We start from the raw sequence: 23,944 nt of genomic DNA, 5'->3' as shown, positions 1-23,944 counted from the left end.
TCCTTTACAAAAACGTGAACGCGGCGACCCAGATCAGGGCCGTCAACGCGATGGAGAGAACAAGAGAAGCCCATGCCATCTTTGTGGTGGTGTGCTTGTCGAGGCCACGGCCTGTATCCCAGATAAGGTGGCGGATGCCGCCGATCATGTGGTGAACAAGCGCCCAGGTATAACCAAGCAAAACCAGCAGACCGATCCACGAACCCAGCACCCAGCTGACGAAGTTGAACTGCGCCTCGCTTGTAGCCGCCGCAATCAACCACCAGGCCACCAGCAGCGTGCCGAAATAGAGCGCTCCGCCAGTGATACGGTGAACGATGGACATGACCATGGTGGGAATTGGTTTATAGATTTGCAGATGCGGCGACAGTGGCCGGTTCGCATGCAGGTTTGTCTTGCTCATAGCGTCCCCAATGATAAGCGCCGCGCCATTTGAACCTTGATTGACGGGCAGGGCCGAAAGGCTGGATAGAGGCAAATTTAGAAGGGTTTTAGTCCCGTTTTTGCACTGCGTCAAAGGCCCATTCACCCCCCTCATGCGGCGAATTGGCACCAATAGCAAGCCCATAAGGTTTGTTTAGAAAATTCAATCGTTTAAAGCGCGATATCGGGTTCAAAAGGCACTCATTTTACCCTTTAAACCCGATCAATTTTATTTGAGTGAGTCTGTCCAGTTTAATCGATTTTGCCGCCTTGGGACGCCCTGTTGTGCAAACGCGAACGGAACATTCCGAGTCGTTCTCAGGATGTTCCGTTCGTCTTTAGTACAAGGGCGGTGGCCAATTTTTACTGGTTGCCGAAGCGGATAATGAAACTCGTCCAGTCCGCAGGCGCCGCAATCTGCTCGTAAAGTTTGCGGCCATCTTCCGGAAGGCGCGGTGCATTGAGCGACAATTTGGTCCAGCCGCGCTCTTCCGCCTTGTCGGCAAGCACGTCGATCAGTGCCTTGGCTATGCCTTTGCCGCGATGATCATGATGCACATAGATGTGATCCACCTGCCCCGCCCGCATACCTGAAACGGGTTCAGGCAAATCATAGAAAATAACGAAACCCACCAGATGACCGTCAAGCCTTGCGCCAGCGATTTCCGCAGCGCGGTCACGCAACAGGTTTTCGGCGTAATAATCATCAGGACGGCGGGGTGCGCCACGTTTCAGCGCCTGCGCATAGCTTGCCAGAAGGGGCGCAAACTCATGGGCATCATTCAGATGCAGCAGAGAAATGTCGACGGCGTGTTCGTCTGCGGTCTTTGTCGTCATGGTCGCATCGTCCCTTTCATTCTGGCAGCGCTTTCGGCTGTCCCGCTGACATTGAGGATTGGTTGATTGTGCTGCGCACGTCAACCGGCGGACCCCGGCAAAAATCGATTCAAAAGCTTTTTGGCGGATGACAAGCGTTAATAATAGGTTAATGCTTATGGTGATCGGAACCGGATCGCTACGGGAGCTTGTCCATGTTCGTCCTACACAGACAAATGACTGCGCTGTTATTGTCCGGCGTCGTGGCATTCACGGCTTCTCTTGCCGCAACGCAAAATGCCGCCGCATACGACATTAATCTGGCCGATGCCTATGGTGACGAATATGGCAATATCATCGTGCAGGACCCATCCGGTCCCAAGATGATCTTCGTTGGTTCGACATCCGCCAAATCCGATGCTCTCGTTCAGGAATTGCGCAGGAAAGTTCCCGTTTACAAACGTGGCCGGGGGCCTGCGATCATCTCACCACCCGGCGACCCCTATGTGGTCGATGTTATACCGGCACCCAACACCAGCTGCGATAGTCCTATCGTCATCCGGGGACGCGGCTATATGTACGGCATTGACCGCAACGAAACACCCATTCTCGGCCTTCCGGGCTGCCAATAGCCCAATCTTTTCACATTTGATTTGCCTCGCTGACCCATGCCCTGTATGGGGGCCGCTTCATTGAAGAGGTTCATTCATGGCTCGTAATGCTGACGGCGCACTCGTCCTTTTTTCCGGCGGGCAGGATTCCGCGACCTGTCTCGCCTGGGCGCTCTCCCGGTTTGACCGGGTGGAAACAGCCGGTTTCGACTATGGCCAGCGCCACCGGATCGAACTTGAAGTACGGGATGATTTCCGGGCCAAGCTGATTGAGCAGTTTCCACAGTGGGCTGCGCGGCTTGGCGATGATCACCGTCTGGATGCCAGTGTGATTGGCCAGCTTGGAGCGACCGCCATGACTGGAGACATTGCCATTGAAATGGCTGAAAATGGCCTACCCAATACGTTTGTTCCGGGACGAAATCTGCTGTTTTTCACTCTTGCGGCCGCTCTTGCCTATCGCCGCGGTCTGCGTGTCATTGTTGGCGGCATGTGTGAGACCGATTATTCCGGCTATCCTGATTGCCGCGACGACACGCTCAAGGCGCAGCAGGTGGCGCTTTCATTGGGACTGGATCGCCGCATCACCATCGAAACACCGTTGATGTGGCTGGACAAAGCCGAGACCTTTGCCCTTGCCCGCGATATCGGCGGCGAACCATTGCTCGATATGATTGTTGAAAACACCCACACCTGCTATCTCGGCGACCGATCGACCCGCCATGCATGGGGCTATGGTTGCGGTACCTGCCCGGCTTGCGAACTACGCGCTGGTGGCTGGCACAAATTCAAGGCGGAAGCCGCGTGACCTACGCCGTCAAAGAAATCTATCTGACGCTTCAGGGCGAGGGCAATCACACAGGCCGCGCTGCCGTGTTCATGCGGTTTGCGGGATGTAATCTCTGGTCAGGGCTTGAGCGCGACCGGGCAGATGCGCAATGCCGGTTCTGCGATACGGATTTCGTCGGCGTCAATGGCCCCGGCGGCGGCAAGTTCAAAACGGCGGACGCACTTGCCGATGCTGTTGCCAGTGCATGGCCAAAGGGCGAACGCTCCAGTGGCAAGCCCTATGTCATCTGCACAGGCGGTGAACCCCTGCTGCAATTGGACAAGCCGTTGATTGACGCCTTTCACGCCAGAGGATTTGAAGTTGGCGTCGAAACCAATGGCACGATTGCAGCCCCTGAGGGTATCGATTGGATTTGCGTTTCACCCAAGGCCAATACAAAGCTTGTTCAGACCAGTGGTCACGAGATCAAACTCGTCTATCCGCAGGCGGAAGCGGCAACCGATCCCATCCATTTCGAACGGCTCTCATTTCAGCATTTCTATTTGCAGCCTCTTGACGTCATCGGTGATCCGGCGCAAACCGCCCGGCATGTGGCATCTGCAGCGGCCTATTGCCTCGCCCATCCGCTTTGGCGGCTGAGCACGCAGACACATAAATTGATTGGCTTGCCCTAAAGGGCAGTTTTGGCGGGCGCCTCTTGCGCCAGTGCCGATGAGGAACACCATGAGAATCTTTACCGACTTCACATTTGAAGCGGCACATCATCTGCCGCACTCTTTTCCGGATGGGCACGTCAACCAGCGCCTGCATGGCCACAGTTTCCGTGTTCGCGTCACCCTGCAGGGCAGGCCTGATCCGAAAACCGGGCTGATTGCTGATCTGGGCACCGTCAAAACCGCCATTAAAAGCGCCCGTCATGCACTAGACCATCGATATCTCAACGAAATTGCCGGTCTGGAGTTGCCGACGCTGGAGAGCATCGCCATATGGCTATGGCGGCGCATTGTTTCGGATATTCCGGCACTGGCCGAAATCGGCATCTACCGCGACAGTTGCGGGGAGGGCTGCGAATATCAGGGCGAGTTCGAAACGCTGGAGGAGGCGGCATGAGTCATTACGCAGAACAGGCAACGATGCTGGGCAAGGATGTTCCGATTCCCCATCATCCCGATGAGGCGCTGCTTGATGCCGTGCCAAACCCGCAGGCTGGAACTCTTTTTCTCGCCCGCTTTGCCTGCCCGGAATTCACCTCGCTGTGCCCGGTGACTGGCCAGCCGGATTTCGGCCATCTGGTGATCGATTACGCGCCGGATCAGGCATTGCTTGAATCCAAGTCGCTGAAACTGTTTCTGACCAGCTTCCGCAACCATGGTGCATTCCACGAAGACTGCACCGTGAGTATCGGCAAGCGGATTGTCGAAGCCGTGAAGCCTTTGTGGCTGCGTATCGGCGGCTATTGGTATCCGCGCGGCGGCATCCCGATTGATGTATTCTGGCAGACAGGCCCAGTGCCGGAAGGTCTCTGGTTGCCTGATCAGGGCGTACCTGCCTATCGTGGGCGCGGCTAGACACAAAGGGAACAATCAAATGGCGGAGCTTAAGGTAAGAACACGGGATGTTGGCGCGACGGCTCTTCTGCAGCGCGGTGGCCAACCGGTTGTTACTTCCCATACGGGCGGCGTGCTGAACGTCGCCCATTCGGTTTCAGAACCGGGTTTTGGACCGCTTGATCTGCTTTATGCATCGCTTTCCGCCTGCCTTGTCCTTAGTGCCAAAATAGCGGCTTCCCGTCTCGGTGTAGCCGATAAGCTGGAATCTGTTCAGGCGCACGTTACCGGCGACAAGGCCAAGGAAGGGCTTTCCCGCATAGAGCGCTTCCAAATCGCCTTCACGATAACAGGCGATATCGATGAAGCGACAAGACATGCCATCGTTGAGGCAGCCGAGACCGAGATCTGTACCGTGAGCAACACATTGCAAGGCAATCCCGCTTTCACAACGACGCTGGCAGATTAACGCTTCAGACGCCCAATATTGGCATTCACTGCAAGAATAAGCCCGCATCATTCATGTTAAAAAAAACGGGGCCATTGGCCCCGTCATGTTGCAGTTCGAAACGTAGAAGAAGCTTACTTCCACTCGCGGATATCGACGAAGTGGCCGGCAATCGCCGCCGCTGCCGCCATGGCTGGCGAAACGAGATGCGTGCGGCCCTTGAAGCCCTGCCGTCCTTCGAAATTGCGATTCGAAGTGGATGCACAGCGCTCGCCCGGCTTCAGCCGGTCATCATTCATCGCCAGACACATGGAACAGCCGGGCTCACGCCAGTCAAACCCGGCCGCCTTGAAAATCTTGTCGAGACCTTCAGCTTCCGCCTGTTCCTTGACCAGCCCGGAGCCCGGAACAATCATCGCATCAACGGTTTCAGCCACCGTGCGACCTTCCACGACTTTGGCAACCGCGCGCAAATCTTCGATACGGCCATTGGTGCAGGAGCCAATGAAGACCCGGTCCAGCTTGATATCGGTAATCGGTGTACCCGGCTTCAAACCCATATAGTCGAGCGCGCGCCACTTCGATGTACGTTTGGTTTCATCCGGAATTTCATCCGGATTTGGGACGGCACCGGTAATGGCAATCACATCCTCAGGCGATGACCCCCAGGAAACGATTGGTGGCAGGTCAGCAGCGTTCAGCACAACAACCTTGTCGAAATGCGCACCTTCATCGGTCTGGAGCGTTTTCCAATATTCAACCGCCTGATCGAAGGTTTCACCCTTCGGCGAACGTGGCTTGCCCTTAACATAGGCGAATGTCGTCTCATCGGGTGCAATCAGACCTGCGCGAGCGCCGCCTTCGATTGACATGTTGCAAATGGTCATGCGGCCTTCCATCGACAGCGCGCGAATGGCTTCGCCCGCATATTCGATGACATAGCCGGTGCCTCCAGCAGTACCGATCTCGCCAATAATGGCCAGAATGATGTCCTTGGCGGTAACACCAGCAGGCAGAACGCCGTCAACACGCACCAGCATGTTCTTGGCTTTTGACTGAATCAGCGTCTGGGTTGCCAATACGTGTTCGACTTCCGACGTACCGATACCATGGGCCAGCGCACCGAAGGCACCATGCGTCGAGGTGTGGCTGTCGCCGCATACAATCGTCATACCCGGCAAGGTGAAGCCCTGTTCCGGTCCTATGATGTGTACGATGCCCTGACGAATATCCTTTTCGGAATAATACTCGACACCAAAATCCGCAGCGTTCTTGGCAAGCGCCTCGACCTGAATGCGGCTTTCCTCGTTCTTGATGCCGTTGATGCGATCCGGCGAGGTCGGCACATTGTGGTCAACCACGGCAAGCGTCTTTTCGGGATGACGGACTTTGCGGTTCGTAAGACGGAGCCCTTCAAAAGCCTGCGGACTGGTCACTTCATGCACAAGGTGACGATCAATATAAAGAAGGCAGGTGCCATCGGCCTGCTGATCAACCAGATGATCATCCCAGATCTTGTCATAGAGTGTACGTGGCGCAGTCATCGCGATATCCTCGGCAATGGTATGGTGCTGTAAGATTATGTCGTGGACATATGCACTCGGTGCCCACTTACGTCAAGAAACAAGCGATAAAAGTAATATTTCGGCGACAAAGCGCCGCGATGGCAGCCGGTTTCTCCATGATTTTGCCGCGATTCTCGAGCCATTTCGTTTGCGGGCGGCAAAAGGGAGCACAAAATGGTTTCGCGGCGTATTGTTGTGCTGGGTGGTCTTGCGACCGTAGCTTCCGTTTCCGGCTTCTTTCGCCTGCCATTTGCGACCCGCGCTTTGGCCGATAACGCAAAGCCATTTCTTGAGGCGGATGCTTGGGCGAGCAGGCTGATTGCCGCCGCAGAAAGCCAGATCGGCCAGACTATACTTTATGATCCTGCCTATACCCGGATGGCCTATCCCATGGGCGATGTATCACTCGACCGCGGTGTTTGTACGGACGTTATTATCCGTGCCTATCGCCAATCGGCAGAGATTGATCTTCAGGAGCGCGTCCACCGCGATATGAAGGCAGCCTTTGGCGAGTATCCCAAGTCGTGGGGGTCAAAACGAACCGACACCAATATTGACCATCGGCGTGTTCCCAATCTGGCGATATTCTTTAAACGAGCCGGAGCCGCGCTGCCCATCAGCACCGAGGCAAGGGATTACAGGCCCGGCGATATCGTCACCCATATGCTGCCGGGCAATCTCCCGCATATCGGTATCGTAACCCAACGCGCAAATGCCGATGGTACCCGGCCGCTTCTGGTTCACAACATCGGCGCGGGCACCAGGCTCGAAGATCGTCTGTTCGAATTCAAAATCACCGGGCACTTCCGCTACGTACCGCAGGCTTAAGCCCGATCGTTCAACCGTGCCTCGATCCAGCGCAATCCCAGTGACAGGCTGATCGTCAGGATCAGATAGACATAAGCAACAACGGAATAGGTCTCGAAGAAACGGAATGATCCTGATGCGTAGACCTTGCCCATTTGCGTGACATCAACAACGCCAAGCACGGATACAAGCGAAGAATCCTTCACCATCGAAATGAAGTCATTGCCATAGGGTGGCAGAATCGTGCGCAGCGCCTGCGGTATTACGATCAAACGGAACCGCTGGAACCGTTTCAGGCCAAGCGCCTTGGCCGCCTCGATCTGCCCCTTATCAACGGCCTGAATGCCAGCACGGAAAATTTCCGCCAGAAACGCCGCATAGGCGAGCGTTAGCGCGATGATTGCCCGCCATAGCAACGAGAAATCCCGCACCTGCAAAGGCTCAAGCAGTCCGGCATTTTGCAGCGGCTGGGCAATGAAATTCCAGAGCGCCACAATGGCAGGTGCGCCAACAAATGCGATGTAGAACAGAAGCACCAGCAAGGGTATGCCGCGGACAATCTCGACATAGAACCGCGCCGTCTGCCGCAAGATGATATGTTCGGAAAGGCTCATGACTGCGAGCAGAAGCCCCAAACCGGAGGCCAGACAGAAGGCAAGAAGCGATACCCAGATGGTAATCCAGATGCCTTGCGAGACTGTGGAAAAAACCTGCCCGTAAATATCACTGACGAGAATGGCTATGCCAAGCGCAATGGCAATTGCCACCGCAACGACCAGCCACCAGGGGAAGTCCTTTTTGACAAAAGGACTTCTGTTCTGTGAGGGAATCGACAACTATTATTGGCCAAGCTTGTAGTCGAGAAACCACTTCTTGTTCAGCGTATCAAAGGTGCCGTCAGCCTTCATGGCAGCAATGGCCGCATTAACAGGGGCGACAAGATCAGAACCTTTGGCAAAGATGAAACCGAAATCTTCCGCGCCCAGCGGGCCACCAACGAGCTTCAACTTGCCATCCGATGCATCCACATAGCCCTTACCCGCCGTGCTGTCTGTCAGAACGACATCGACGTCACCGGTCTTGAGTGCCTGAATGGTCGCACCGAACGTCTCGAACAGCTTGATACGCGGGTTTTGCTCGTTACCATCCAGCAGATTGTAGACGGCTACATAGAAATTGGTTGTGCCGGGCTGAGCCCCGACGAGGCTATCCTTGATTTCTGCAAAGCCTTTTGCATCGGAGAAACGCTTTTCATCGCTGCGAACCAGCATGAATTGTTCCGAACGCATATAGGGCTCGGAAAAATCCACCTTCTGCTTGCGCTCGTCGTTGATGGTAATACCGGTCATGCCGATCTGATACTGATTATCGGCAACGGCCTGAATCATCGCATCCCAGCTCGTATTCAGATACTCCACCTTGAAATTCAATCGCTTGGCGATTTCATTCATGGCGTCATATTCCCAGCCCACAGCCTTGCCGGTTTTTGGATCGATAAATTGCAGCGGCGGATAGGCATTTTCCGTAACAACGGCAACCTTCTTGCCACCCAGATCGGGCAGTTGCGCAGCCAAAGCCGAAAGCGGCACGGTAGCGAGCATAAGCCCCGCCAGAATAACGGATCGCAAATTCATGTTAGACCTCTAATATTGCGTTTTGATCAAGCGAAGCACAAATTCCACTTTGCAAAGGCCCCGTCAATCCCCTGAAGCGGCATGCAACTGCTTTATTTGCTATTGCGCAAGCATCATTTTTTCAACTGTAGAATGACAACTGCGACGAACATGGCGCAAAAGAAAAAGGCGGCCCGAAGACCGCCTTTTCAAATTCAAAAATGGACTGCGCTTATTCAGCAGCAGGCGCCTTGGCAACGGTTTCTTCCGTTACCTTTTCAGCTGTACCAGTCACTGGAACAGCAGTCTTACCCTTACGGTTGTCTTTCTTCTCGGCGATGCGGGCTGCCTTACCGGTCAGGCCACGCAGGTAGTAAAGCTTCGCACGACGGACCTTACCGCGGCGGACCACTTCAACACCTTCAACGAGTGGCGAGAAAATCGGGAATACGCGTTCAACGCCTTCACCGTAGGAAATCTTGCGAACTGTGAAGTTCTCATTGATGCCTGCGCCATTGCGCGCAATGCAAACGCCTTCATAAGCCTGAACGCGGGTACGTGTACCTTCCGTCACGCGTACGTTAACGCGGACTGTGTCGCCTGGCTTGAAATCAGGCAGTGTGCGCTTTGCTTCGATCTTGGCTCTCTGTTCGAGATCGAGCTGACGAATAATATCGACGGTCATCGTCTTCATCCTTTTCTTTTCAAACAGTCAGAGCGCTCAACACTTGCCATGCAGCATCTTTGGCCGCATTTCTATGCCTCTAGTGAGGCAGGAGCGAATTCACCATCCATTGATTGTGGACTTGGGTTTTTCCCGAGTTGGCGGCCAGATACACCATAAAAGTCGCTTTGTCACCTCTGGCAGCGATTCTTTTTAACGCTGATTGCTCGTAGAGTCGAGCTTGAGAGGTTTTCGCATGAAAACCCTTCGCGTTTCGTCGAGACCTCTTTCAATATGTTCCTGCCGGATTTGCACCAACGCCGGACTCAATGCTGCATCAGCAATATCGGTGAAACCGAGCCTGCGGTAATAGGGTGCATTCCAAGGGACATCCCGGAAGGTTGAAAGCAAAAGCCCCTGCCTGCCTTCTTTGCGGGCTCGCTCTTCCACCAGCCCGATCAGCGCCGCCCCGATGCGTTTTCCTGTATATTCCGGGTCGACGTCGATTTGTTCGATATAAAGCTGGTCATCGACCAAGCCAAAAATCACATAGGCAATCGGCTTCGCATCAACGGCGACAAAAAGCCGATATTGACCGATCCGCTCAAGCAAGACAGCACCAGGTGTCGGATCGTCATTGGCGATCTCCACCATGCCGATATCAAGGAATCGCGACGCGGAAGCCCGTTCAATTGCTGCAATGGCGGGAATATCACCCACCGCACCGCTTCGAAACTGCATTGTGTCGGCTCCGCCTATTTGCGCGGCTTCTTCGTCTGCGGATAGCGATCCCAAAGGTCGGGGCGTCGCTCCTGCGTCAGCTTTTCAGCCTCCGCCTTCCGCCACTTCTCGATGGCTCCGTGATTGCCCGAAAGCAGCACATCGGGGATACGCCACCCTTCCCACTCCTGCGGCTTGGTGTATTGCGGATGCTCCAGCAGACCGGTCTCAAAGCTTTCCGTTTCGCCTGACTGCGCATTGCCCATCACGCCGGGAAGAAGTCGCACAATCGCATCAAGAACCACGATGGCCGCAGTCTCACCGCCTGACAGGATGTAATCACCGATCGAGACTTCTTCAAACTGCCGCGCTTCGATCAACCGTTCATCAACGCCTTCGAACCGGCCGCACAAAATGACAGCCCCCGGACCTGCGGCAAGCTCTCGCACCCGTTCCTGACTGAGCGGTTTGCCGCGCGGGCTCATGAACAGCCTTGGCCGCCCGTCAGCCACCTGGTCTACGGCGCGCGCCAGCACATCCGCCTTCATCACCATACCGGCACCACCGCCAGCCGGTGTATCATCGACCATGCGGTGCTTGTCCGTGGCAAATTCGCGTATCTGCACCGTTTCAAGCGACCATGCCTTGTCGGCCAATGCCTTGCCCGCAAGGGATACGCCAAGCGGTCCCGGGAACATTTCCGGATAGAGCGTCAGAACAGTGGCACGGAACCCGGCATTATCGCTCATGGACGCTCTTTCCCGCCGTCACCACCAAGCTGTCTGCGCCGTTCCTCTTCCTCATTCTCATCGGCAATCAGTCCGGCCGCAGCCGGATCAATGACGATCTGCCCAGCCTTTACGTCGATGGACGGGACAGCGGCCTGTGTAAACGGAACCAGCATCGGTCGGCGGCCCGGTATCGTCAATTCGATGAGATCACCGCCCCCGAAATTGAACATGGCCGAGACTTTGCCATAGGGTTTGCCCTCACCGTCAACCGCATCAAGCCCGATCAGATCGGCATGATAAAACTCGTCTTCATCGAGTTCCTCTGGCAGTTGCGAGCGATCAATAAACAATGTGGTCCCATTCAGCGCTTCGGCCATTGTGCGGTCATTGACACCGCGGAACCGCACAACGACAACAGTATTGGCCGGGCGGATTGCCAATATCTCAAAGCTTCTGCCGGTCACATCATAAAGCAGGCCGTAATCAGCCAATGCCAGGGGATCGCCGGTAAAAGTCTTCACCCGCACTTCACCGCGCGTTCCATGCGCTGCACCGATAACGGCGAGCTGCACCGGATCATTCAATTTTGCCATAGGCCTTTTCCATTCCTATCTTCTCCGATGGAGGAATTACTCTGTCTTTGGCCAAACGCCAAGTGAGAAGGACAAGCGAAACGACTCCGTAAGGACTGCTGTGGCATTGTCAGGCGGAAATAGGGTTGAGGAGTATTGCCATGGTCGTGCAGCCACAGAATGCCGAATTTCTGGTTTCGGCCCGGCCTGACCTGATTGCGGCGCGGGAAGAATGGCTGAAATCACTGAAAAATACCCGTCGTCTTGCCGCCAATACGCTGGAGGCTTATGAGCGCGACACCCGTCAGTTTTTTCAGTTTCTCACCGGTCATCTCGCCGAACCGCCGTCGCTGAAAGACGTTGCAACTTTGCGTATTGCTGATCTGCGGTCCTATCTGGCGCGCCGACGCAATGATGGTGCCGGGGCACGCACACTAGGCCGTGGTCTTGCGGGCATTCGTTCTTTTTTGCGGTATCTGGAAAAGCAGGGCATGGCCAATGCAGCGGCTTCCATCGCCATGCGCGCGCCGAAACAGCCCAAATCTCTGCCCAAGCCATTGACCACTATTGACGCCCGGCGCGTGGTGGAAAAGGGCGAACAGCTCAATGAGGAACCATGGATCGCTGTACGCAATGCAGCGGTTCTGACCTTGCTTTACGGTTGCGGACTGCGCATTTCCGAGGCGCTTAACCTCGATGGTACCGCCCTGCTTGACCCCTCCGCCCGCTCTATTCCCATCACAGGTAAGGGCAACAAGACGCGTATGGTGCCGCTTTTGCCCATCGTTCACAGGGCTGTAGAGGAATATCGCAAGCTGTGCCCTTACGAATTGGAAGCGGGAAAGCCGCTGTTCCGCGGCGCGCGCGGTGGCGAATTGCATCCGGCAATCATCCAGCGCGACATGCAGAAGATGCGCGGTGCGCTTGGCCTACCCGACACGGCAACCCCGCATGCGCTACGCCATTCCTTCGCCACTCATTTGCTTGGACGCGGCGGTGATCTACGCACGATTCAGGAACTGCTCGGCCATGCGAGCCTCTCCACAACACAGGTCTATACCGGTGTTGACACGGAGCGGCTGATGGAAATCTATGACAAGGCACATCCCCGCGCCTGAAGACCGACAATATCTGTGTTACAAATAATTTGCAGAATGGCTTTAACGCCTTTTTGCCAAACCGAATATATGTACAGACCATGACCCATACCGGCCCAACCATTTCACTTGATCGTATAGCCGATGGCGCCCTGCGTTTTCTGGCTTTCTTGAGCTGGCTTTTGCTCGCCTCTTTCCTGATTGTCGCATTCACCGCAACCCATGCGCGTGCCGAAGACATATCCTGCGGCGGGCATGACCTCATCGCCGAAATGGCCAAGTCAGATCCTGAAAAACTTGCGGCCTTGCGAAAGGAAGCGGAAGCCACGGAGAACGGCAAAAGCATTCTGTGGAAGATCGAAAAGCCCGGAACGAAACCATCATGGCTTTTTGGCACCATGCATCTGACCGATCCACGCGTTTTGAAGCTCTCCGATACAGCGCAACGCGCCTATCAGGACGCAGGAACGGTAGTGATCGAGACAGATGAAGTCCTTGATCCCAAAGCGCCGTTGAAAGTCATGGCGCAAGATCCGGGACTGATGATGTTTACCGATGACAACACATTGGAAAAGCTCATACCGGCCGACAAGCTTGAAGACGTGAAAACGGGACTTGCTGCGCGGGGCCTGTCATTGGCGGCGCTCAACAAAATGCAGCCCTGGATCATCACCAGCATGCTTGCCATGTCACCCTGCGAGCTTGAACGTGGCAAAAGCGGCCAGGCCTTTCTCGATATCAAGCTTGCCCGCGATGCCAAGACACAGGGCAAGGAAATTGCCGGGCTTGAAACCATCAAGGATCAGCTCAGCGCCATGGCATCCCTGCCGCTGAAATTCCATGTCGACGGTCTGGTCGAGACGCTTAACCTAGCATCAAAGGTGCCTGACATGTTCGAAACCATGGTGGTGCTCTATACCCATGGTGATACGGCCATGATCTTTCCCTTCATGCGTTCTCTTTCTCCGGATGGTACGGCGACCGGCGAGAACTACGCGGCTTTTGAAGAGAAGATGGTTGATGCCCGCAACCGGGTCATGGTGGAGCGTGCTATCCCCATCATCGACAAAGGAAATGTCTTTATTGCTGTTGGAGCCCTGCATCTTCCAGGAAAAAACGGGCTTGTGACGCTCTTCCGCGCCAAGGGATACACAGTTACCGCGCAATAATTATCACTCTCGGCACCGAATAAATACTTGGTTTTGAATGATATATCCCGTAATTATCACAACCTATCCGCGCAATATTGGAACTTACAACGCACTGAACCGTTATCCTTCCTGAACGCAAGAGCATTACGGAGGACATGAGATGACCTATGATCCTAACTTGCAGCGTCCCGTAGACGCGCAGACAGATCGTGAACCAAAAATGGCTCAGTCGAGCGGAGGCGGCAGCGGCTTCCTGATTGCGGGTATATTGATCGCCGCTTTGGTTATTGGCGGTTATTATTATCTGAATGGCAGTTCGACAATGGATGCTCCGACACCGCCAGCGCCAACAACACAGGCACCTGCAACGCCTGCCCCGGCACCAACCACACCGGCTCCTAGCAACAATTAATGCCGGATGGCTAGTGAAACTAAAAAGGCCCGGTATCCCGGGCCTTTTTCTTATTTCTCTATAATCCGGATCACATATGGATCGGCTTGGCGAAGGTCGCCAGAGCCGCTTCACGCACTGCTTCCGACATGGTCGGATGTGCGTGCGTTGTGCGAGCCAGATCTTCCGATGAACCGCCAAACTCCATCAGCACGGTCGCTTCATGGATCATCTCGCCAGCGCCAAAACCAACGATATGGACGCCGAGCACACGATCCGTCGCCTTATCCGCAAGGATTTTGACGAAGCCGTCCGTGTGCAGCATGGCACGCGCCCGGCCATTGGCTGTGAACGGGAATTTACCCGCCTTGTATTCAATGCCGGCTGCTTTCAGCTCTTCTTCCGTCTTGCCGACTGAAGCCACTTCCGGCTGCGTGTAGACGACACTCGGGATGGCATCGAAATTCACATGACCGGCCTGACCGGCCAGAATTTCCGCAACAGCGATGCCTTCATCTTCCGCCTTATGCGCCAGCATCGGCCCCTGAACCACGTCGCCGATGGCATAAATGCCAGCCACATTGGTCTGCCAATGATCATTGATCGCAACGCGTCCGCGATTATCAACGTCAACACCGGCTTCCTTCAGGCCAAGACCGTCCGTATAGGGGCGGCGGCCTGTTGAAACAAGCACGGCGTCAGCCGTAACCGACTGGGCTTCACCGCCCTTGACTGGCTCAAATGTAACCTTGGCACCCTTGCCGGATTTTTCAACGCCGGTGACTTTGGCGCTCATCTTGAACTCAATGCCCTGCTTCTCCAGCATACGCTGGAACTGACGCGATACTTCGCCATCCATTGGCCCGAGAATCTTGTCGAGGAATTCAACAACGGTAACTTTTGCGCCAAGACGCGCCCAGACCGAACCAAGTTCGAGGCCGATAACACCGCCACCAACAACCACGAGCGTTTCCGGAACCTTGGTAAACTCCAGCGCGCCAGTCGAGGAAACGATGACCTTTTCATCAAATTCGACATTCACACCGGGAATACCGGCAACGTCGGAACCGGTGGCGATGACAATATTCTTTGTCTCGATTTCCTGTACCTTGCCATCATCGCCGGTCACGGAAACCTTGCCCGCAGCCACGACCTTGCCGGTGCCCTTGAACGTATCAATCTTGTTCTTCTTGAACAGGAAGGCCACGCCATTGACGTTGGATTCAACCGTTGCGTCTTTGTGCGCCAGCATCGCCTTCAGATTGAGCTTTGGTGTACCAACTTCCACACCCAGCGTCGCATGCGAATGACCTGCTTCATGGAACACTTCCGAAGCGTGCAGCAATGCCTTGGAGGGAATGCAGCCGATATTGAGGCAGGTGCCGCCAAACGTATCGCGCTTTTCAATCACCGCGGTCTTCAGGCCAAGCTGCGCAGCCTTGATCGCGCAGACATAACCGCCCGGACCTGTTCCGATGATGACGACGTCATATGACATGATTAAATCCTTCTTCTGTGACGCAACTCGAAACTACTGTTCGGGTACGCATTCTTTGAAACGGAAGACTTCCCATGGAAAAGTCTCAAGGGGTTTTTCGAGTTTGAAATTGAAACTGCTCATCGCGCCGGAAAAATCCGGCAGGAGCAGTGCCTGTGCGGAAGGCTCCTTGGCCGTTGGCAGGAGTTCAGCGTCCGCGCCCTCCTTCAAGGCGTAGACAACGCCTTTCCAGACGGTGCATCGCTGCAATTCGTCACCGGTTACATCGCCCGTGGGGCACTTGTACATGACAGTGGCATTGGGTCTGCCCCCATCCTTGTCCCACATGACAACACCATCAAGCTTGAGATCGCTGTCATTCATCCGGATTGTGAATTCATTCGCCGTGATTGCCGGTCCGTCATCGGGGACGCTTTTGAACGTCAGCGTAAAATCATCGTCCTTATCCGTATAGACGGCGTGATCCTGCAGGCACGCGGCAAAAGCCGGTTGCGACACCATCACACCGAACACCGCAAGAACGGCAGCACACTTTCCCAGACGATGGCGAGAGGACAAGATCATCAGTGCTCTAGCTCGCCTGCTGGGTTGCGAGCTTGATTCCAAGCCCGATGAAGACAAGCCCGGTCACACGGTTGAACCAGCGTCCCCAAGATACAAACCTGTCGCGCACGGATTGCATGGTAAAGAACGTCGAAACCGCAACAAACCAGGCGATCAGCGCTATCGCCATGAACAGGCCATAGGTCACCTGCACCAGCGCTGGCGTTTCATGGCTGACGAGAGCCGAAAACAACGACAAAAAGAATAAAACAGGCTTTGGGTTGAGCGCATTGGTGACGAAACCCATCAGGAAACAACGCCAATCGGAGATATTCTTGTCCTTCTCACCTGCGACAATGGCAGGCGCTTCCATTCCGGGCGCACGCAGCGCCTTGACGCCGAGATAGAAGAGATAGGCCGCACCGGCCCATTTCAACATGCCGAACAGGAACAGGGATTTCGACACCAGCAGGCCAAGGCCGAGAATGGTGTAGCTGATATGAAAGAGCAGTGAAGCGCCGATGCCAAAACTGGTCATGATGGCGCTGCGACGGCCATGCACGATGCTCTGACGTACAACAATGGCAAAGTCGGCACCCGGCGAAACGATCATGATCGAGAAGACCGCCATGAGGCCCAGAAACTCATACATGTAATGCGACATGCTTATTATTCTCCCGCAGCCTCAAGGGCGGCATTAAAAGCCCAGACATGCCCGAACGGGTCACGAATACGGCCATAACGGGCATTCCAGAACGTATCTTGAACCGGCATGATCAGGGTGGCGCCTGCCTTGACTGCCCGGTCCACCGCCGCATCAACATCGGCTGGCTTGGATAGGTTGACATTGAGCGCAACGCTGGCTCCGCCACGGGTGAGCGGCGACATCACATCGTTCTCACCGCCTTGATTCTTGTACTCCGGAAACTCGTCATGCAGCATGAACGAACCACCGAAGAGATGAATATTGGCGTGCATGACGCGTTTGCCATCTTCGGCCAGTTGCGTGAATGTATTTTCAGCGCCAAAGGCCTTTTCGTAAAAGGCGATCGCTTCAAGGCCGCCTTTGACGCAGATATGAGGTTCAAGCGGTGGGAAGTTCGGTCCAAAAGCCATTTGCGTTGCCTTTCATCTCATGCCGTTCTTCCGAAGATCGGCAAAACATGGATACCAGACGTATCGACCGCAGAGGCACCGGCCTTGTGATCGGGTAGCGAAAATAACTCAACCTGATCCGATTCACCACACCGCAAAGTGCAGCCCCGTTCCTTTGAGAGAACAGGGCCGGCGATTGCTGTCCTTAGAGGTCGAGAACCAGACGTTCCGGATCTTCCAGGCTTTCCTTGACGCGGACGAGGAAGGTTACGGCTTCCTTGCCGTCAACGATGCGGTGGTCATAGCTCAGGGCAAGATACATCATCGGGCGGATGACGATCTGGCCGCCGACAACAACCGGACGATCCTGAATCTTGTGCATGCCGAGAATGCCGGACTGCGGTGCATTCAGGATCGGCGATGACATCAGCGAGCCATAGACACCGCCATTGGAGATGGTGAAGGTGCCGCCCTGCATATCGGCCATCGAAAGCGCGCCATCGCGGGCTGCCTTGCCGAGACGGCCAATGTCCTTCTCGATTTCCGCAATCGACATCTGATCAGCATTGCGCACAACCGGAACCACCAGCCCCTTATCCGTACCGACAGCAACGCCGACATGGGCAAAGTTCTTGTAGATGATGTCAGTGCCGTCGATTTCTGCATTAACCGCAGGAATTTCCTTCAGCGCATGGGTCACGGCCTTGGTGAAGAAGCCCATGAAGCCGAGTTTTACGCCATGCTTCTTTTCAAAGATTTCCTTGTAGCGGTTGCGCAGATCCATCACCGCCGACATGTCCACTTCATTGTAAGTGGTCAGCATCGCTGCGGTGCTCTGCGCATCCTTGAGGCGGCGCGCAATGGTCTGGCGCAGGCGGGTCATCTTCACGCGCTCTTCGCGCGACGCGTCATCCGCCGAAGAGGCTGGACGGGCGGCCTGCGGTGCAGGAGCGGCGGCTGGCTGTGCAGCGATACCCTTGGCAACGGCATCGAGCACATCACCTTTGAGTACCTGACCGCGCTTGCCGGAACCATCGACCTGCGAAACGGAAACACCCTTTTCAGCCAGCAGCTTGGAGGCTGCAGGAGAAGCGGGCATTTCGCTTTCCTTGCGTGCGGTTATCGCTGGTTCACCGGCAACTTCGGCAGTCTTGACAGACGCTTCAGCAGTGGAGGCCGCAGCTGCACTACCCGATGCCTGTGCAACGGCTTCCGGCTTGGCTTCTTCCTTCTTGGCAGCCGGTGCAGCACCAGCTGCGCCGATCATTCCGAGCAAAGCACCAACCTCGACCGTATCGCCTTCCTTGGCGGTAATTTCTTCAAGGACACCGGCAGCGGCAGCCGGAACCTCAAGTGTTACCTTGTCGGTCTCGAGTTCTACCAGCGGCTCGTCGGCAGCAATTGCCTCGCCGACCTTCTTGAACCATTTGCCAATGGTCGCTTCAGAAACGGATTCGCCCAGCGTTGGGACGCGAATTTCGGTTGCCATGATCTTGCTCTTCCGTTGATCGTCAGATGACTTCTGTTTGTTGTGGTTTAGGAGCCGAGGGCATCTTCAAGGAATGCTTCGAGCTGTGCAAGGTGTTTGGACATAAGGCCTGTTGCAGTCGATGCAGCGGCAGGACGTCCGGTGTAACGAACGCGCTGATGCTTGGCATCGATATGCGCCAGAACCCATTCCAGATAAGGATCGATAAAGGCCCAGGCACCCATGTTCTTGGGCTCTTCCTGACACCAGACCATTTCCGCATTGCGGAAACGGGACAGTTCAGTGATCAGCGCCTTGGCCGGGAATGGATAAAGCTGTTCGACGCGCAAGAGATAGACATCGTCTATGCCGCGCTTCTCGCGCTCTTCGTAAAGGTCGTAATAGACCTTACCCGAGCACAGGACGACGCGGCGAATCTTCGAGTCCTTCTGCAGCTTGATAACCTGATCCTTCAGCAGCTGCGCATCATCCCACAGCAGACGGTGGAACGAGGAATCACCGGTAAAGTCGCTGATCGACGACACGGCCCGCTTATGACGCAGCAGGGACTTCGGCGTCATCAGGATCAGCGGCTTGCGGAAGTCGCGCTTCATCTGGCGGCGAAGGATATGGAAGTAATTGGCAGGTGTGGTGCAGTTGGCCACCTGCATATTGTCTTCCGCACAAAGCTGCAGATAACGCTCAAGACGAGCCGAGGAATGCTCCGGACCCTGACCTTCATAACCATGCGGCAGAAGGCAGACGAGGCCAGACATGCGCAGCCATTTGCGTTCGCCCGACGAGATGAACTGGTCGAACACGACCTGCGCACCGTTGGCGAAATCGCCGAACTGGGCTTCCCACAGGGTCAGCGCACGCGGATCGGACAGTGAATAGCCATACTCGAAACCAAGGACAGCTTCTTCCGAAAGCATCGAGTTGATGACTTCGTAGATCGCCTGACCCTTTTGCAGGTTGTTGAGCGGAATATAACGCTGTTCGGTTTCCTGATCATAGAGAACCGAATGACGCTGGCTGAATGTACCGCGCTCGACATCCTGGCCCGACAGACGGATCGGATGACCTTCAATGGCCAGCGAGCCAAAAGCCAGGGCTTCAGCCATAGCCCAATCGAAACCTTCGCCGGTTTCGACCATCTTGGCGCGGTTGTCCTGAAAGCGCTGGATCGTCCGGTGTACATTGAAACCAGCTGGAACTTCGGCAAGCTTCTTGCCGATTTCCTTGACTGTCTTCAATGGAAGACCCGTTTTGCCACGACGCTGTTCGTCGGCATTGTCAGCCGTACGCAGACCACTCCACGCACCATCCAGCCAGTCGGCCTTGTTGGGCTTGTAATGCTGGCCGGCTTCGAACTCCTGTTCGAGATTTTCACGCCAGGTGGAGCGCATCTTCTCGACATCGGCTTCAGTAATCAGGCCCTGCTCGATCAGTTTGGCAGAGTAGAGCTGAACCGTTGTCTTTTGGCCGCGGATGGTCTTGTACATCAGCGGCTGCGTGAATGCAGGCTCGTCGCCTTCATTGTGACCAAAGCGGCGATAACAGAACATGTCGATGACAACAGGCTTGTGGAATGTCATGCGGTATTCGGTGGCGATCTTTGCCACATAAACAACCGCTTCCGGATCGTCGCCATTGACGTGGAAAATCGGTGCCTCGATCATCTTCGCCACATCGGATGGATAGGGCGAAGAACGCGACAGGCGCGGATTGGTGGTGAAACCGATCTGGTTGTTGATGATGAAATGCACCGTGCCGCCAACGCGATGACCGCGCAGGCCGGAAAGGCCAAGACATTCTGCAACCACACCCTGACCGGCAAACGACGCATCGCCATGCAGCAGCAGCGGCATGATCTTGGCGCGCTCGGACAAGGGAACCATGTCATCGCGATCACGACCGGCCAGCAGATCCTGCTTGGCGCGCGCCTTGCCCATGACAACCGGATTAACGATTTCCAGGTGCGACGGATTGGCTGTCAGCGACAGATGGACCTTGTTGCCATCGAACTCACGGTCCGATGATGCACCCAGATGGTACTTCACGTCGCCGGAACCTTCGACGTCATCAGGCGCGTAGGAGCCGCCCTTGAATTCGTGGAAGATTGCGCGATGCGGCTTGCGCATAAACTGGCTGAGCACATTGAGACGGCCGCGGTGCGCCATGCCAAGGACGATTTCCTTGAGGCCCATCGAGCCGCCGCGCTTGACGATCTGTTCCAGCGCGGGGATGAGTGATTCACCGCCGTCAAGACCGAAACGTTTCGTGCCCTTATACTTGACGTCGATGAACTGCTCAAAGCCTTCGGCCTCGATCAGTTTCGACAGAATGGCCTTCTTGCCCTCAGCGGTGAAGGCAACGCCCTTATCCGGGCCTTCGATACGTTCCTGAATCCACGACTTTTCGACCGGATCGGAAATGTGCATGAACTCAACACCGATGGTCGAGCAGTAAGTACGCTGCAGAATGTCGAGCATCTGCGGGATCGTCGCATATTCGAGACCCAGCACATTGTCGATGAAGATCTTGCGGTCATAGTCTGCGGGCGAGAAACCATAGCTCTCGGGCGACAGTTCGTTGTAATCTTCCTTCACCTCGGCAAGGCCAAGCGGATCGAGCTTGGCATGCAGATGACCGCGCATGCGGTAGGCACGAATCATCATGATGGCGCGTACGGAATCGCGGGCCGCGTGGATAATGTCCGCCGTGGCTGTGGCGGCCGATACTGCCGCACCGTTCGCTGCGCCATTGGCTGTTTTGGCCTTCAGCTTGTCGGTGATGTGTTTTTCGACTTCACCCCAATTGCCGTCGAGCGCGGAGACGAGTTCGCCATTGCCAGCGATTGGCCAGTTTGGCTTCTCCCAGGATGCGCCCTGCGCGTTCTTGATGACATCGGCTTTGGTGTCATTGAGATTGGCAAAGAATTCCTGCCATTCGGGACCAACCGATGCCGGGTCCTTCTCATACTGCGCATGCAGTTCCTCGATATAGTGGGCATTGCCACCATAGAGAAATGATGTGAGCGCGAAAATGTCGTTGGCCTGTTCTTGACGTGCCATGTGTGTTGACCGGAGCACCCGCTCCGTCTCCCTTGATGAGAGCGTCCGGGATCATCGTGACCCAAGAACACTCTGGGTTGAGGTTTCCGGCCCTTGCCGGGAAATCCCCGTGGATTGATCAGGGCGAACATCCGCCCCGATCTGTCTTGGTCTTCAATCCGGGCAGAAATCTGCCCGGCTGAGGTTTTAGCCCTTGAGGACTTCAACCAATGTCTTGCCGAGCTGCGCCGGTGATGGCGAAACGCGGATACCTGCAGCTTCCATGGCCGCGATCTTGTCTTCTGCGCCACCCTTGCCGCCCGAAATAACAGCGCCGGCATGGCCCATGGTGCGTCCGGGAGGAGCCGTACGTCCGGCGATGAAACCGGCCATTGGCTTCTTGCGACCGCGCTTGGCTTCGTCAGCGATAAACTGTGCTGCGTCTTCTTCAGCCGAGCCGCCGATTTCGCCGATCATGATGATCGACTTGGTTGCTTCGTCCGCAAGGAACATCTCGAGCACGTCGATGAATTCGGTGCCCTTTACAGGATCGCCGCCAATACCGACTGCTGTTGTCTGGCCAAGGCCTTCATTCGTTGTCTGGAACACAGCTTCATAGGTAAGTGTGCCGGAGCGGGATACAACACCCACCGAACCCTTCTGGAAGATATTGCCCGGCATGATGCCGATCTTGCATTCTTCAGGGGTCAGGACGCCGGGGCAGTTCGGGCCGATCAGGCGCGAACTGGAGCGGTCGAGGCGAGCCTTGACGCGAACCATGTCGATAACCGGAATACCTTCGGTGATGCAGATGATCAGCGGGATTTCCGCCTCGATTGCTTCAAGAATGGCTTCCGCAGCGCCTGCTGGCGGCACATAGATCACCGAGGCGTTGGCGCCGGTGCGATCCTTGCCTTCGGCAACCGATGCGAAGATCGGCAACTGGGCGCCAGCACCGGTCGGCAATTTGCCTTCCCAGGTCTCACCGCCCTTTTTCGGGTGGATACCACCAACCATCTGGGTACCGTAATAGGCAAGCGCCTGCTCGGTGTGGAATGTTCCGGTCTTTCCGGTCAGGCCCTGAACGAGAACCTTGGTGTCTTTGTTAACAAGAATAGACATGCCTTAGTTTCCCTTCACAGCCTTGACGATTTTCTGAGCCGCGTCATCAAGATCATCAGCAGAAACGACGTTAAGGCCGCTTTCATTGATGATCTTCTTGCCAAGCTCAGCATTGGTGCCTTCAAGACGGACAACCAGCGGAACCTTGAGGCCCACTTCCTTGACCGCCGCAATCACACCTTCAGCAATCACATCACATTTCATGATGCCGCCGAAAATATTGATCAGGATACCTTCAACCGCCGGATCGGCAGTGATGATCTTGAACGCAGCCGTAACCTTCTCCTTGCTGGCGCCGCCGCCAACGTCGAGGAAGTTTGCAGGCTCCGCACCATAAAGCTTGATGATGTCCATCGTTGCCATGGCAAGACCGGCACCATTGACCATGCAGCCAATATTGCCGTCGAGGGCGACATAGGCGAGATCATACTTGGAAGCTTCGATTTCCTTGGCGTCTTCTTCCGTGGTGTCACGCAGTTCAACCACATCAGGATGACGGAACAGCGCGTTGCCATCGAAGGAGACCTTGGCATCAAGAACGCGCAGACGGCCATTCTTCATGACGATCAGCGGGTTAACTTCGAGCAGGCTCATATCCTTCTCGGTGAAGGCCTTGTAGAGGATCGGGAACAGCGTTTCGCCGTCCGTACGTGCTTCGCCGGTCAGGCCGTAAGCATCGCTGATCTTCTTTACATCATCCGCTGTCACGCCTTTTTCCGGATCAATCGCCACGGTGATGATCTTTTCCGGAGTGTCGTGCGCTACACCTTCGATGTCCATGCCGCCTTCCGTGGAAACCACAAAAGCCGGACGGCCAACCGAACGATCAACGAGGATCGAGAGATAAAGCTCGCGGTCAATGTCGGCACCGTCTTCGATGTAGAGGCGATTGACCTGCTTGCCAGCCGGGCCCGTCTGCTTGGTAACAAGCGTATTGCCGAGCATTTCCTTGGCATTGGCAACGACTTCCTCGACCGACTTCGAAAGGCGAACGCCGCCTTTCGCGTCAGGACCGAGTTCCTTGAACTTACCCTTGCCACGACCGCCCGCATGAATCTGGCTTTTCACCACATAAAGCGGACCGGGCAGCGTCTTTGCCCACTCTTCCGCCTGTTCGACGGAATAGACGGCAACACCATTGGCTATCGGCGCACCGAAGGAGTGGAGCAGGCGCTTGGCCTGATATTCGTGAATATTCATCAGTTAATTTCCTCTA

Annotated in this window: 27 protein-coding genes; 10 read left to right on the top strand and 17 right to left on the bottom strand. The window is 55.5% G+C overall.

The features are described from left to right. Positions 1-4 precede the first annotated feature (4 nt). Both sdhC and FHW17_RS03765 read right to left on the bottom strand, forming a co-directional pair. A complete protein-coding gene (gene sdhC, locus FHW17_RS03770; RefSeq protein WP_182509239.1) occupies positions 5-403 on the bottom strand; it encodes a succinate dehydrogenase, cytochrome b556 subunit in 399 nt (132 codons plus the stop codon). A 383-nt stretch (positions 404-786) separates the two neighbouring features. Then, complete coding sequence (locus tag FHW17_RS03765; RefSeq protein WP_091879490.1) at positions 787-1,260, bottom strand: GNAT family N-acetyltransferase; 474 nt, start codon at positions 1,258-1,260, stop codon at positions 787-789. A gap of 194 nt (positions 1,261-1,454) precedes the next feature. Between FHW17_RS03765 and FHW17_RS03760 the strand changes: the two genes are divergently transcribed. From FHW17_RS03760 to FHW17_RS03735, 6 genes are all read left to right on the top strand, one after another. After that, positions 1,455-1,871: a hypothetical protein gene (locus tag FHW17_RS03760; protein ID WP_182509238.1), complete on the top strand. Its 417-nt coding sequence runs from the start codon at positions 1,455-1,457 to the stop codon at positions 1,869-1,871. Between the two features lie 76 nt (positions 1,872-1,947). Further along, complete coding sequence (gene queC, locus FHW17_RS03755; RefSeq protein ID WP_112522849.1) at positions 1,948-2,658, top strand: 7-cyano-7-deazaguanine synthase QueC; 711 nt, start codon at positions 1,948-1,950, stop codon at positions 2,656-2,658. After that, positions 2,655-3,314 (top strand): 7-carboxy-7-deazaguanine synthase, encoded by a 660-nt coding sequence (gene queE / locus FHW17_RS03750; RefSeq protein ID WP_182509237.1) that lies wholly within the window; start codon positions 2,655-2,657, stop codon positions 3,312-3,314. The genes queC and queE overlap by 4 nt, the downstream gene beginning before the upstream one ends. A 49-nt stretch (positions 3,315-3,363) precedes the next feature. After that, positions 3,364-3,750 (top strand): 6-carboxytetrahydropterin synthase, encoded by a 387-nt coding sequence (locus FHW17_RS03745; RefSeq protein WP_112522847.1) that lies wholly within the window; start codon positions 3,364-3,366, stop codon positions 3,748-3,750. Further along, positions 3,747-4,208, top strand: coding sequence for a preQ(1) synthase (gene queF / locus FHW17_RS03740; protein WP_112522846.1), 462 nt, complete (start codon positions 3,747-3,749; stop codon positions 4,206-4,208). The genes FHW17_RS03745 and queF overlap by 4 nt, the downstream gene beginning before the upstream one ends. Positions 4,209-4,227: 19 nt before the next feature. Further along, a complete protein-coding gene (locus tag FHW17_RS03735) occupies positions 4,228-4,656 on the top strand; it encodes an OsmC family protein (RefSeq protein WP_112522845.1) in 429 nt (142 codons plus the stop codon). A gap of 113 nt (positions 4,657-4,769) precedes the next feature. On the opposite strand, the gene leuC is transcribed toward FHW17_RS03735, so the two are convergent. Then, on the bottom strand, positions 4,770-6,179 hold the full coding sequence (gene leuC / locus FHW17_RS03730) for a 3-isopropylmalate dehydratase large subunit (RefSeq protein ID WP_112522844.1): 1,410 nt from the start codon (positions 6,177-6,179) through the stop codon (positions 4,770-4,772). A gap of 195 nt (positions 6,180-6,374) precedes the next feature. Between leuC and FHW17_RS03725 the strand changes: the two genes are divergently transcribed. Continuing rightward, positions 6,375-7,028 (top strand): DUF1287 domain-containing protein, encoded by a 654-nt coding sequence (locus FHW17_RS03725; RefSeq protein WP_112522843.1) that lies wholly within the window; start codon positions 6,375-6,377, stop codon positions 7,026-7,028. Here FHW17_RS03725 and FHW17_RS03720 read toward each other — a convergent pair. The 6 genes from FHW17_RS03720 to rimM all read right to left on the bottom strand — a co-directional run bounded on the left by FHW17_RS03720 (position 7,025) and on the right by rimM (position 11,328). After that, a complete protein-coding gene (locus tag FHW17_RS03720; RefSeq protein ID WP_348643707.1) occupies positions 7,025-7,837 on the bottom strand; it encodes an amino acid ABC transporter permease in 813 nt (270 codons plus the stop codon). The genes FHW17_RS03725 and FHW17_RS03720 overlap by 4 nt on opposite strands. Positions 7,838-7,846: 9 nt before the next feature. Continuing rightward, the gene (locus FHW17_RS03715) at positions 7,847-8,641 is read right to left on the bottom strand and encodes a basic amino acid ABC transporter substrate-binding protein (RefSeq protein WP_112522841.1); all 795 of its coding nucleotides are present in this window, start codon (positions 8,639-8,641) and stop codon (positions 7,847-7,849) included. 211 nt (positions 8,642-8,852) lie between these two features. Beyond that, positions 8,853-9,305: a 50S ribosomal protein L19 gene (rplS, locus tag FHW17_RS03710; protein WP_091880211.1), complete on the bottom strand. Its 453-nt coding sequence runs from the start codon at positions 9,303-9,305 to the stop codon at positions 8,853-8,855. A gap of 192 nt (positions 9,306-9,497) precedes the next feature. After that, positions 9,498-10,025 (bottom strand): GNAT family N-acetyltransferase, encoded by a 528-nt coding sequence (locus FHW17_RS03705; RefSeq protein ID WP_182509235.1) that lies wholly within the window; start codon positions 10,023-10,025, stop codon positions 9,498-9,500. 14 nt (positions 10,026-10,039) lie between these two features. After that, positions 10,040-10,753, bottom strand: a complete 714-nt coding sequence (trmD, locus tag FHW17_RS03700) for a tRNA (guanosine(37)-N1)-methyltransferase TrmD (protein WP_182509234.1) — start codon at positions 10,751-10,753, stop codon at positions 10,040-10,042. Further along, positions 10,750-11,328, bottom strand: coding sequence for a ribosome maturation factor RimM (rimM, locus tag FHW17_RS03695; RefSeq protein ID WP_112522839.1), 579 nt, complete (start codon positions 11,326-11,328; stop codon positions 10,750-10,752). Before rimM ends, trmD begins: the two co-directional genes overlap by 4 nt. Before the next feature lie 140 nt (positions 11,329-11,468). Between rimM and FHW17_RS03690 the strand changes: the two genes are divergently transcribed. The 3 genes from FHW17_RS03690 (at position 11,469) to FHW17_RS03680 (ending at position 13,967) form a co-directional block, all read left to right on the top strand. After that, positions 11,469-12,425, top strand: a complete 957-nt coding sequence (locus tag FHW17_RS03690) for a tyrosine recombinase XerC (protein WP_182509233.1) — start codon at positions 11,469-11,471, stop codon at positions 12,423-12,425. Positions 12,426-12,505: 80 nt separating this feature from the next. Then, positions 12,506-13,573 (top strand): TraB/GumN family protein, encoded by a 1,068-nt coding sequence (locus FHW17_RS03685; protein ID WP_182509232.1) that lies wholly within the window; start codon positions 12,506-12,508, stop codon positions 13,571-13,573. 142 nt (positions 13,574-13,715) lie between these two features. Then, on the top strand, positions 13,716-13,967 hold the full coding sequence (locus FHW17_RS03680; RefSeq protein ID WP_112522836.1) for a hypothetical protein: 252 nt from the start codon (positions 13,716-13,718) through the stop codon (positions 13,965-13,967). 70 nt (positions 13,968-14,037) lie between these two features. On the opposite strand, the gene lpdA is transcribed toward FHW17_RS03680, so the two are convergent. The 8 genes from lpdA to sucC all read right to left on the bottom strand — a co-directional run bounded on the left by lpdA (position 14,038) and on the right by sucC (position 23,928). Beyond that, positions 14,038-15,444, bottom strand: a complete 1,407-nt coding sequence (gene lpdA / locus FHW17_RS03675) for a dihydrolipoyl dehydrogenase (protein ID WP_182509231.1) — start codon at positions 15,442-15,444, stop codon at positions 14,038-14,040. A gap of 33 nt (positions 15,445-15,477) precedes the next feature. Next, complete coding sequence (locus FHW17_RS03670; protein ID WP_162700336.1) at positions 15,478-16,008, bottom strand: hypothetical protein; 531 nt, start codon at positions 16,006-16,008, stop codon at positions 15,478-15,480. A 7-nt stretch (positions 16,009-16,015) separates the two neighbouring features. Next, positions 16,016-16,651: a LysE family transporter gene (locus tag FHW17_RS03665; protein WP_182509230.1), complete on the bottom strand. Its 636-nt coding sequence runs from the start codon at positions 16,649-16,651 to the stop codon at positions 16,016-16,018. A gap of 5 nt (positions 16,652-16,656) precedes the next feature. Continuing rightward, positions 16,657-17,103 (bottom strand): VOC family protein, encoded by a 447-nt coding sequence (locus tag FHW17_RS03660; protein WP_112522833.1) that lies wholly within the window; start codon positions 17,101-17,103, stop codon positions 16,657-16,659. A gap of 184 nt (positions 17,104-17,287) precedes the next feature. Continuing rightward, a complete protein-coding gene (gene odhB / locus FHW17_RS03655) occupies positions 17,288-18,571 on the bottom strand; it encodes a 2-oxoglutarate dehydrogenase complex dihydrolipoyllysine-residue succinyltransferase (protein WP_112522832.1) in 1,284 nt (427 codons plus the stop codon). Positions 18,572-18,618: 47 nt separating this feature from the next. Then, entirely contained in the window at positions 18,619-21,627 is a 3,009-nt protein-coding gene (locus tag FHW17_RS03650; RefSeq protein WP_112522831.1) for a 2-oxoglutarate dehydrogenase E1 component, read from the bottom strand. 186 nt (positions 21,628-21,813) lie between these two features. After that, positions 21,814-22,728 (bottom strand): succinate--CoA ligase subunit alpha, encoded by a 915-nt coding sequence (gene sucD / locus FHW17_RS03645; RefSeq protein WP_112522830.1) that lies wholly within the window; start codon positions 22,726-22,728, stop codon positions 21,814-21,816. A 3-nt stretch (positions 22,729-22,731) separates the two neighbouring features. Next, a complete protein-coding gene (gene sucC, locus FHW17_RS03640) occupies positions 22,732-23,928 on the bottom strand; it encodes an ADP-forming succinate--CoA ligase subunit beta (RefSeq protein WP_112522829.1) in 1,197 nt (398 codons plus the stop codon). Positions 23,929-23,944: the final 16 nt, after the last annotated feature.

Source organism: Phyllobacterium sp. P30BS-XVII (assembly GCF_014138335.1).
Classification (GTDB): domain Bacteria; phylum Pseudomonadota; class Alphaproteobacteria; order Rhizobiales; family Rhizobiaceae; genus Phyllobacterium; species Phyllobacterium meliloti.
The sequence above is the reverse complement of the archived record's forward strand: the minus strand, read 5'-3'. Positions and strand labels throughout refer to the sequence as shown.

What these genes read in the sequence shown, in the direction of transcription:
- sdhC (WP_182509239.1), bottom strand. Translation starts at nt 403, where the DNA reads ATGAGCAAGACAAACCTGCATGCGAACCGGCCACTGTCGCCGCATCTG.
- FHW17_RS03765 (WP_091879490.1), bottom strand. Translation starts at nt 1,260, where the DNA reads ATGACGACAAAGACCGCAGACGAACACGCCGTCGACATTTCTCTGCTG.
- FHW17_RS03760 (WP_182509238.1), top strand. Translation starts at nt 1,455, where the DNA reads ATGTTCGTCCTACACAGACAAATGACTGCGCTGTTATTGTCCGGCGTC.
- queC (WP_112522849.1), top strand. Translation starts at nt 1,948, where the DNA reads ATGGCTCGTAATGCTGACGGCGCACTCGTCCTTTTTTCCGGCGGGCAG.
- FHW17_RS03745 (WP_112522847.1), top strand. Translation starts at nt 3,364, where the DNA reads ATGAGAATCTTTACCGACTTCACATTTGAAGCGGCACATCATCTGCCG.
- queF (WP_112522846.1), top strand. Translation starts at nt 3,747, where the DNA reads ATGAGTCATTACGCAGAACAGGCAACGATGCTGGGCAAGGATGTTCCG.
- FHW17_RS03735 (WP_112522845.1), top strand. Translation starts at nt 4,228, where the DNA reads ATGGCGGAGCTTAAGGTAAGAACACGGGATGTTGGCGCGACGGCTCTT.
- leuC (WP_112522844.1), bottom strand. Translation starts at nt 6,179, where the DNA reads ATGACTGCGCCACGTACACTCTATGACAAGATCTGGGATGATCATCTG.
- FHW17_RS03725 (WP_112522843.1), top strand. Translation starts at nt 6,375, where the DNA reads ATGGTTTCGCGGCGTATTGTTGTGCTGGGTGGTCTTGCGACCGTAGCT.
- FHW17_RS03715 (WP_112522841.1), bottom strand. Translation starts at nt 8,641, where the DNA reads ATGAATTTGCGATCCGTTATTCTGGCGGGGCTTATGCTCGCTACCGTG.
- rplS (WP_091880211.1), bottom strand. Translation starts at nt 9,305, where the DNA reads ATGACCGTCGATATTATTCGTCAGCTCGATCTCGAACAGAGAGCCAAG.
- FHW17_RS03705 (WP_182509235.1), bottom strand. Translation starts at nt 10,025, where the DNA reads ATGCAGTTTCGAAGCGGTGCGGTGGGTGATATTCCCGCCATTGCAGCA.
- trmD (WP_182509234.1), bottom strand. Translation starts at nt 10,753, where the DNA reads ATGAGCGATAATGCCGGGTTCCGTGCCACTGTTCTGACGCTCTATCCG.
- rimM (WP_112522839.1), bottom strand. Translation starts at nt 11,328, where the DNA reads ATGGCAAAATTGAATGATCCGGTGCAGCTCGCCGTTATCGGTGCAGCG.
- FHW17_RS03690 (WP_182509233.1), top strand. Translation starts at nt 11,469, where the DNA reads ATGGTCGTGCAGCCACAGAATGCCGAATTTCTGGTTTCGGCCCGGCCT.
- FHW17_RS03685 (WP_182509232.1), top strand. Translation starts at nt 12,506, where the DNA reads ATGACCCATACCGGCCCAACCATTTCACTTGATCGTATAGCCGATGGC.
- FHW17_RS03680 (WP_112522836.1), top strand. Translation starts at nt 13,716, where the DNA reads ATGACCTATGATCCTAACTTGCAGCGTCCCGTAGACGCGCAGACAGAT.
- lpdA (WP_182509231.1), bottom strand. Translation starts at nt 15,444, where the DNA reads ATGTCATATGACGTCGTCATCATCGGAACAGGTCCGGGCGGTTATGTC.
- FHW17_RS03670 (WP_162700336.1), bottom strand. Translation starts at nt 16,008, where the DNA reads ATGATCTTGTCCTCTCGCCATCGTCTGGGAAAGTGTGCTGCCGTTCTT.
- FHW17_RS03665 (WP_182509230.1), bottom strand. Translation starts at nt 16,651, where the DNA reads ATGTCGCATTACATGTATGAGTTTCTGGGCCTCATGGCGGTCTTCTCG.
- FHW17_RS03660 (WP_112522833.1), bottom strand. Translation starts at nt 17,103, where the DNA reads ATGGCTTTTGGACCGAACTTCCCACCGCTTGAACCTCATATCTGCGTC.
- odhB (WP_112522832.1), bottom strand. Translation starts at nt 18,571, where the DNA reads ATGGCAACCGAAATTCGCGTCCCAACGCTGGGCGAATCCGTTTCTGAA.
- FHW17_RS03650 (WP_112522831.1), bottom strand. Translation starts at nt 21,627, where the DNA reads ATGGCACGTCAAGAACAGGCCAACGACATTTTCGCGCTCACATCATTT.
- sucD (WP_112522830.1), bottom strand. Translation starts at nt 22,728, where the DNA reads ATGTCTATTCTTGTTAACAAAGACACCAAGGTTCTCGTTCAGGGCCTG.
- sucC (WP_112522829.1), bottom strand. Translation starts at nt 23,928, where the DNA reads ATGAATATTCACGAATATCAGGCCAAGCGCCTGCTCCACTCCTTCGGT.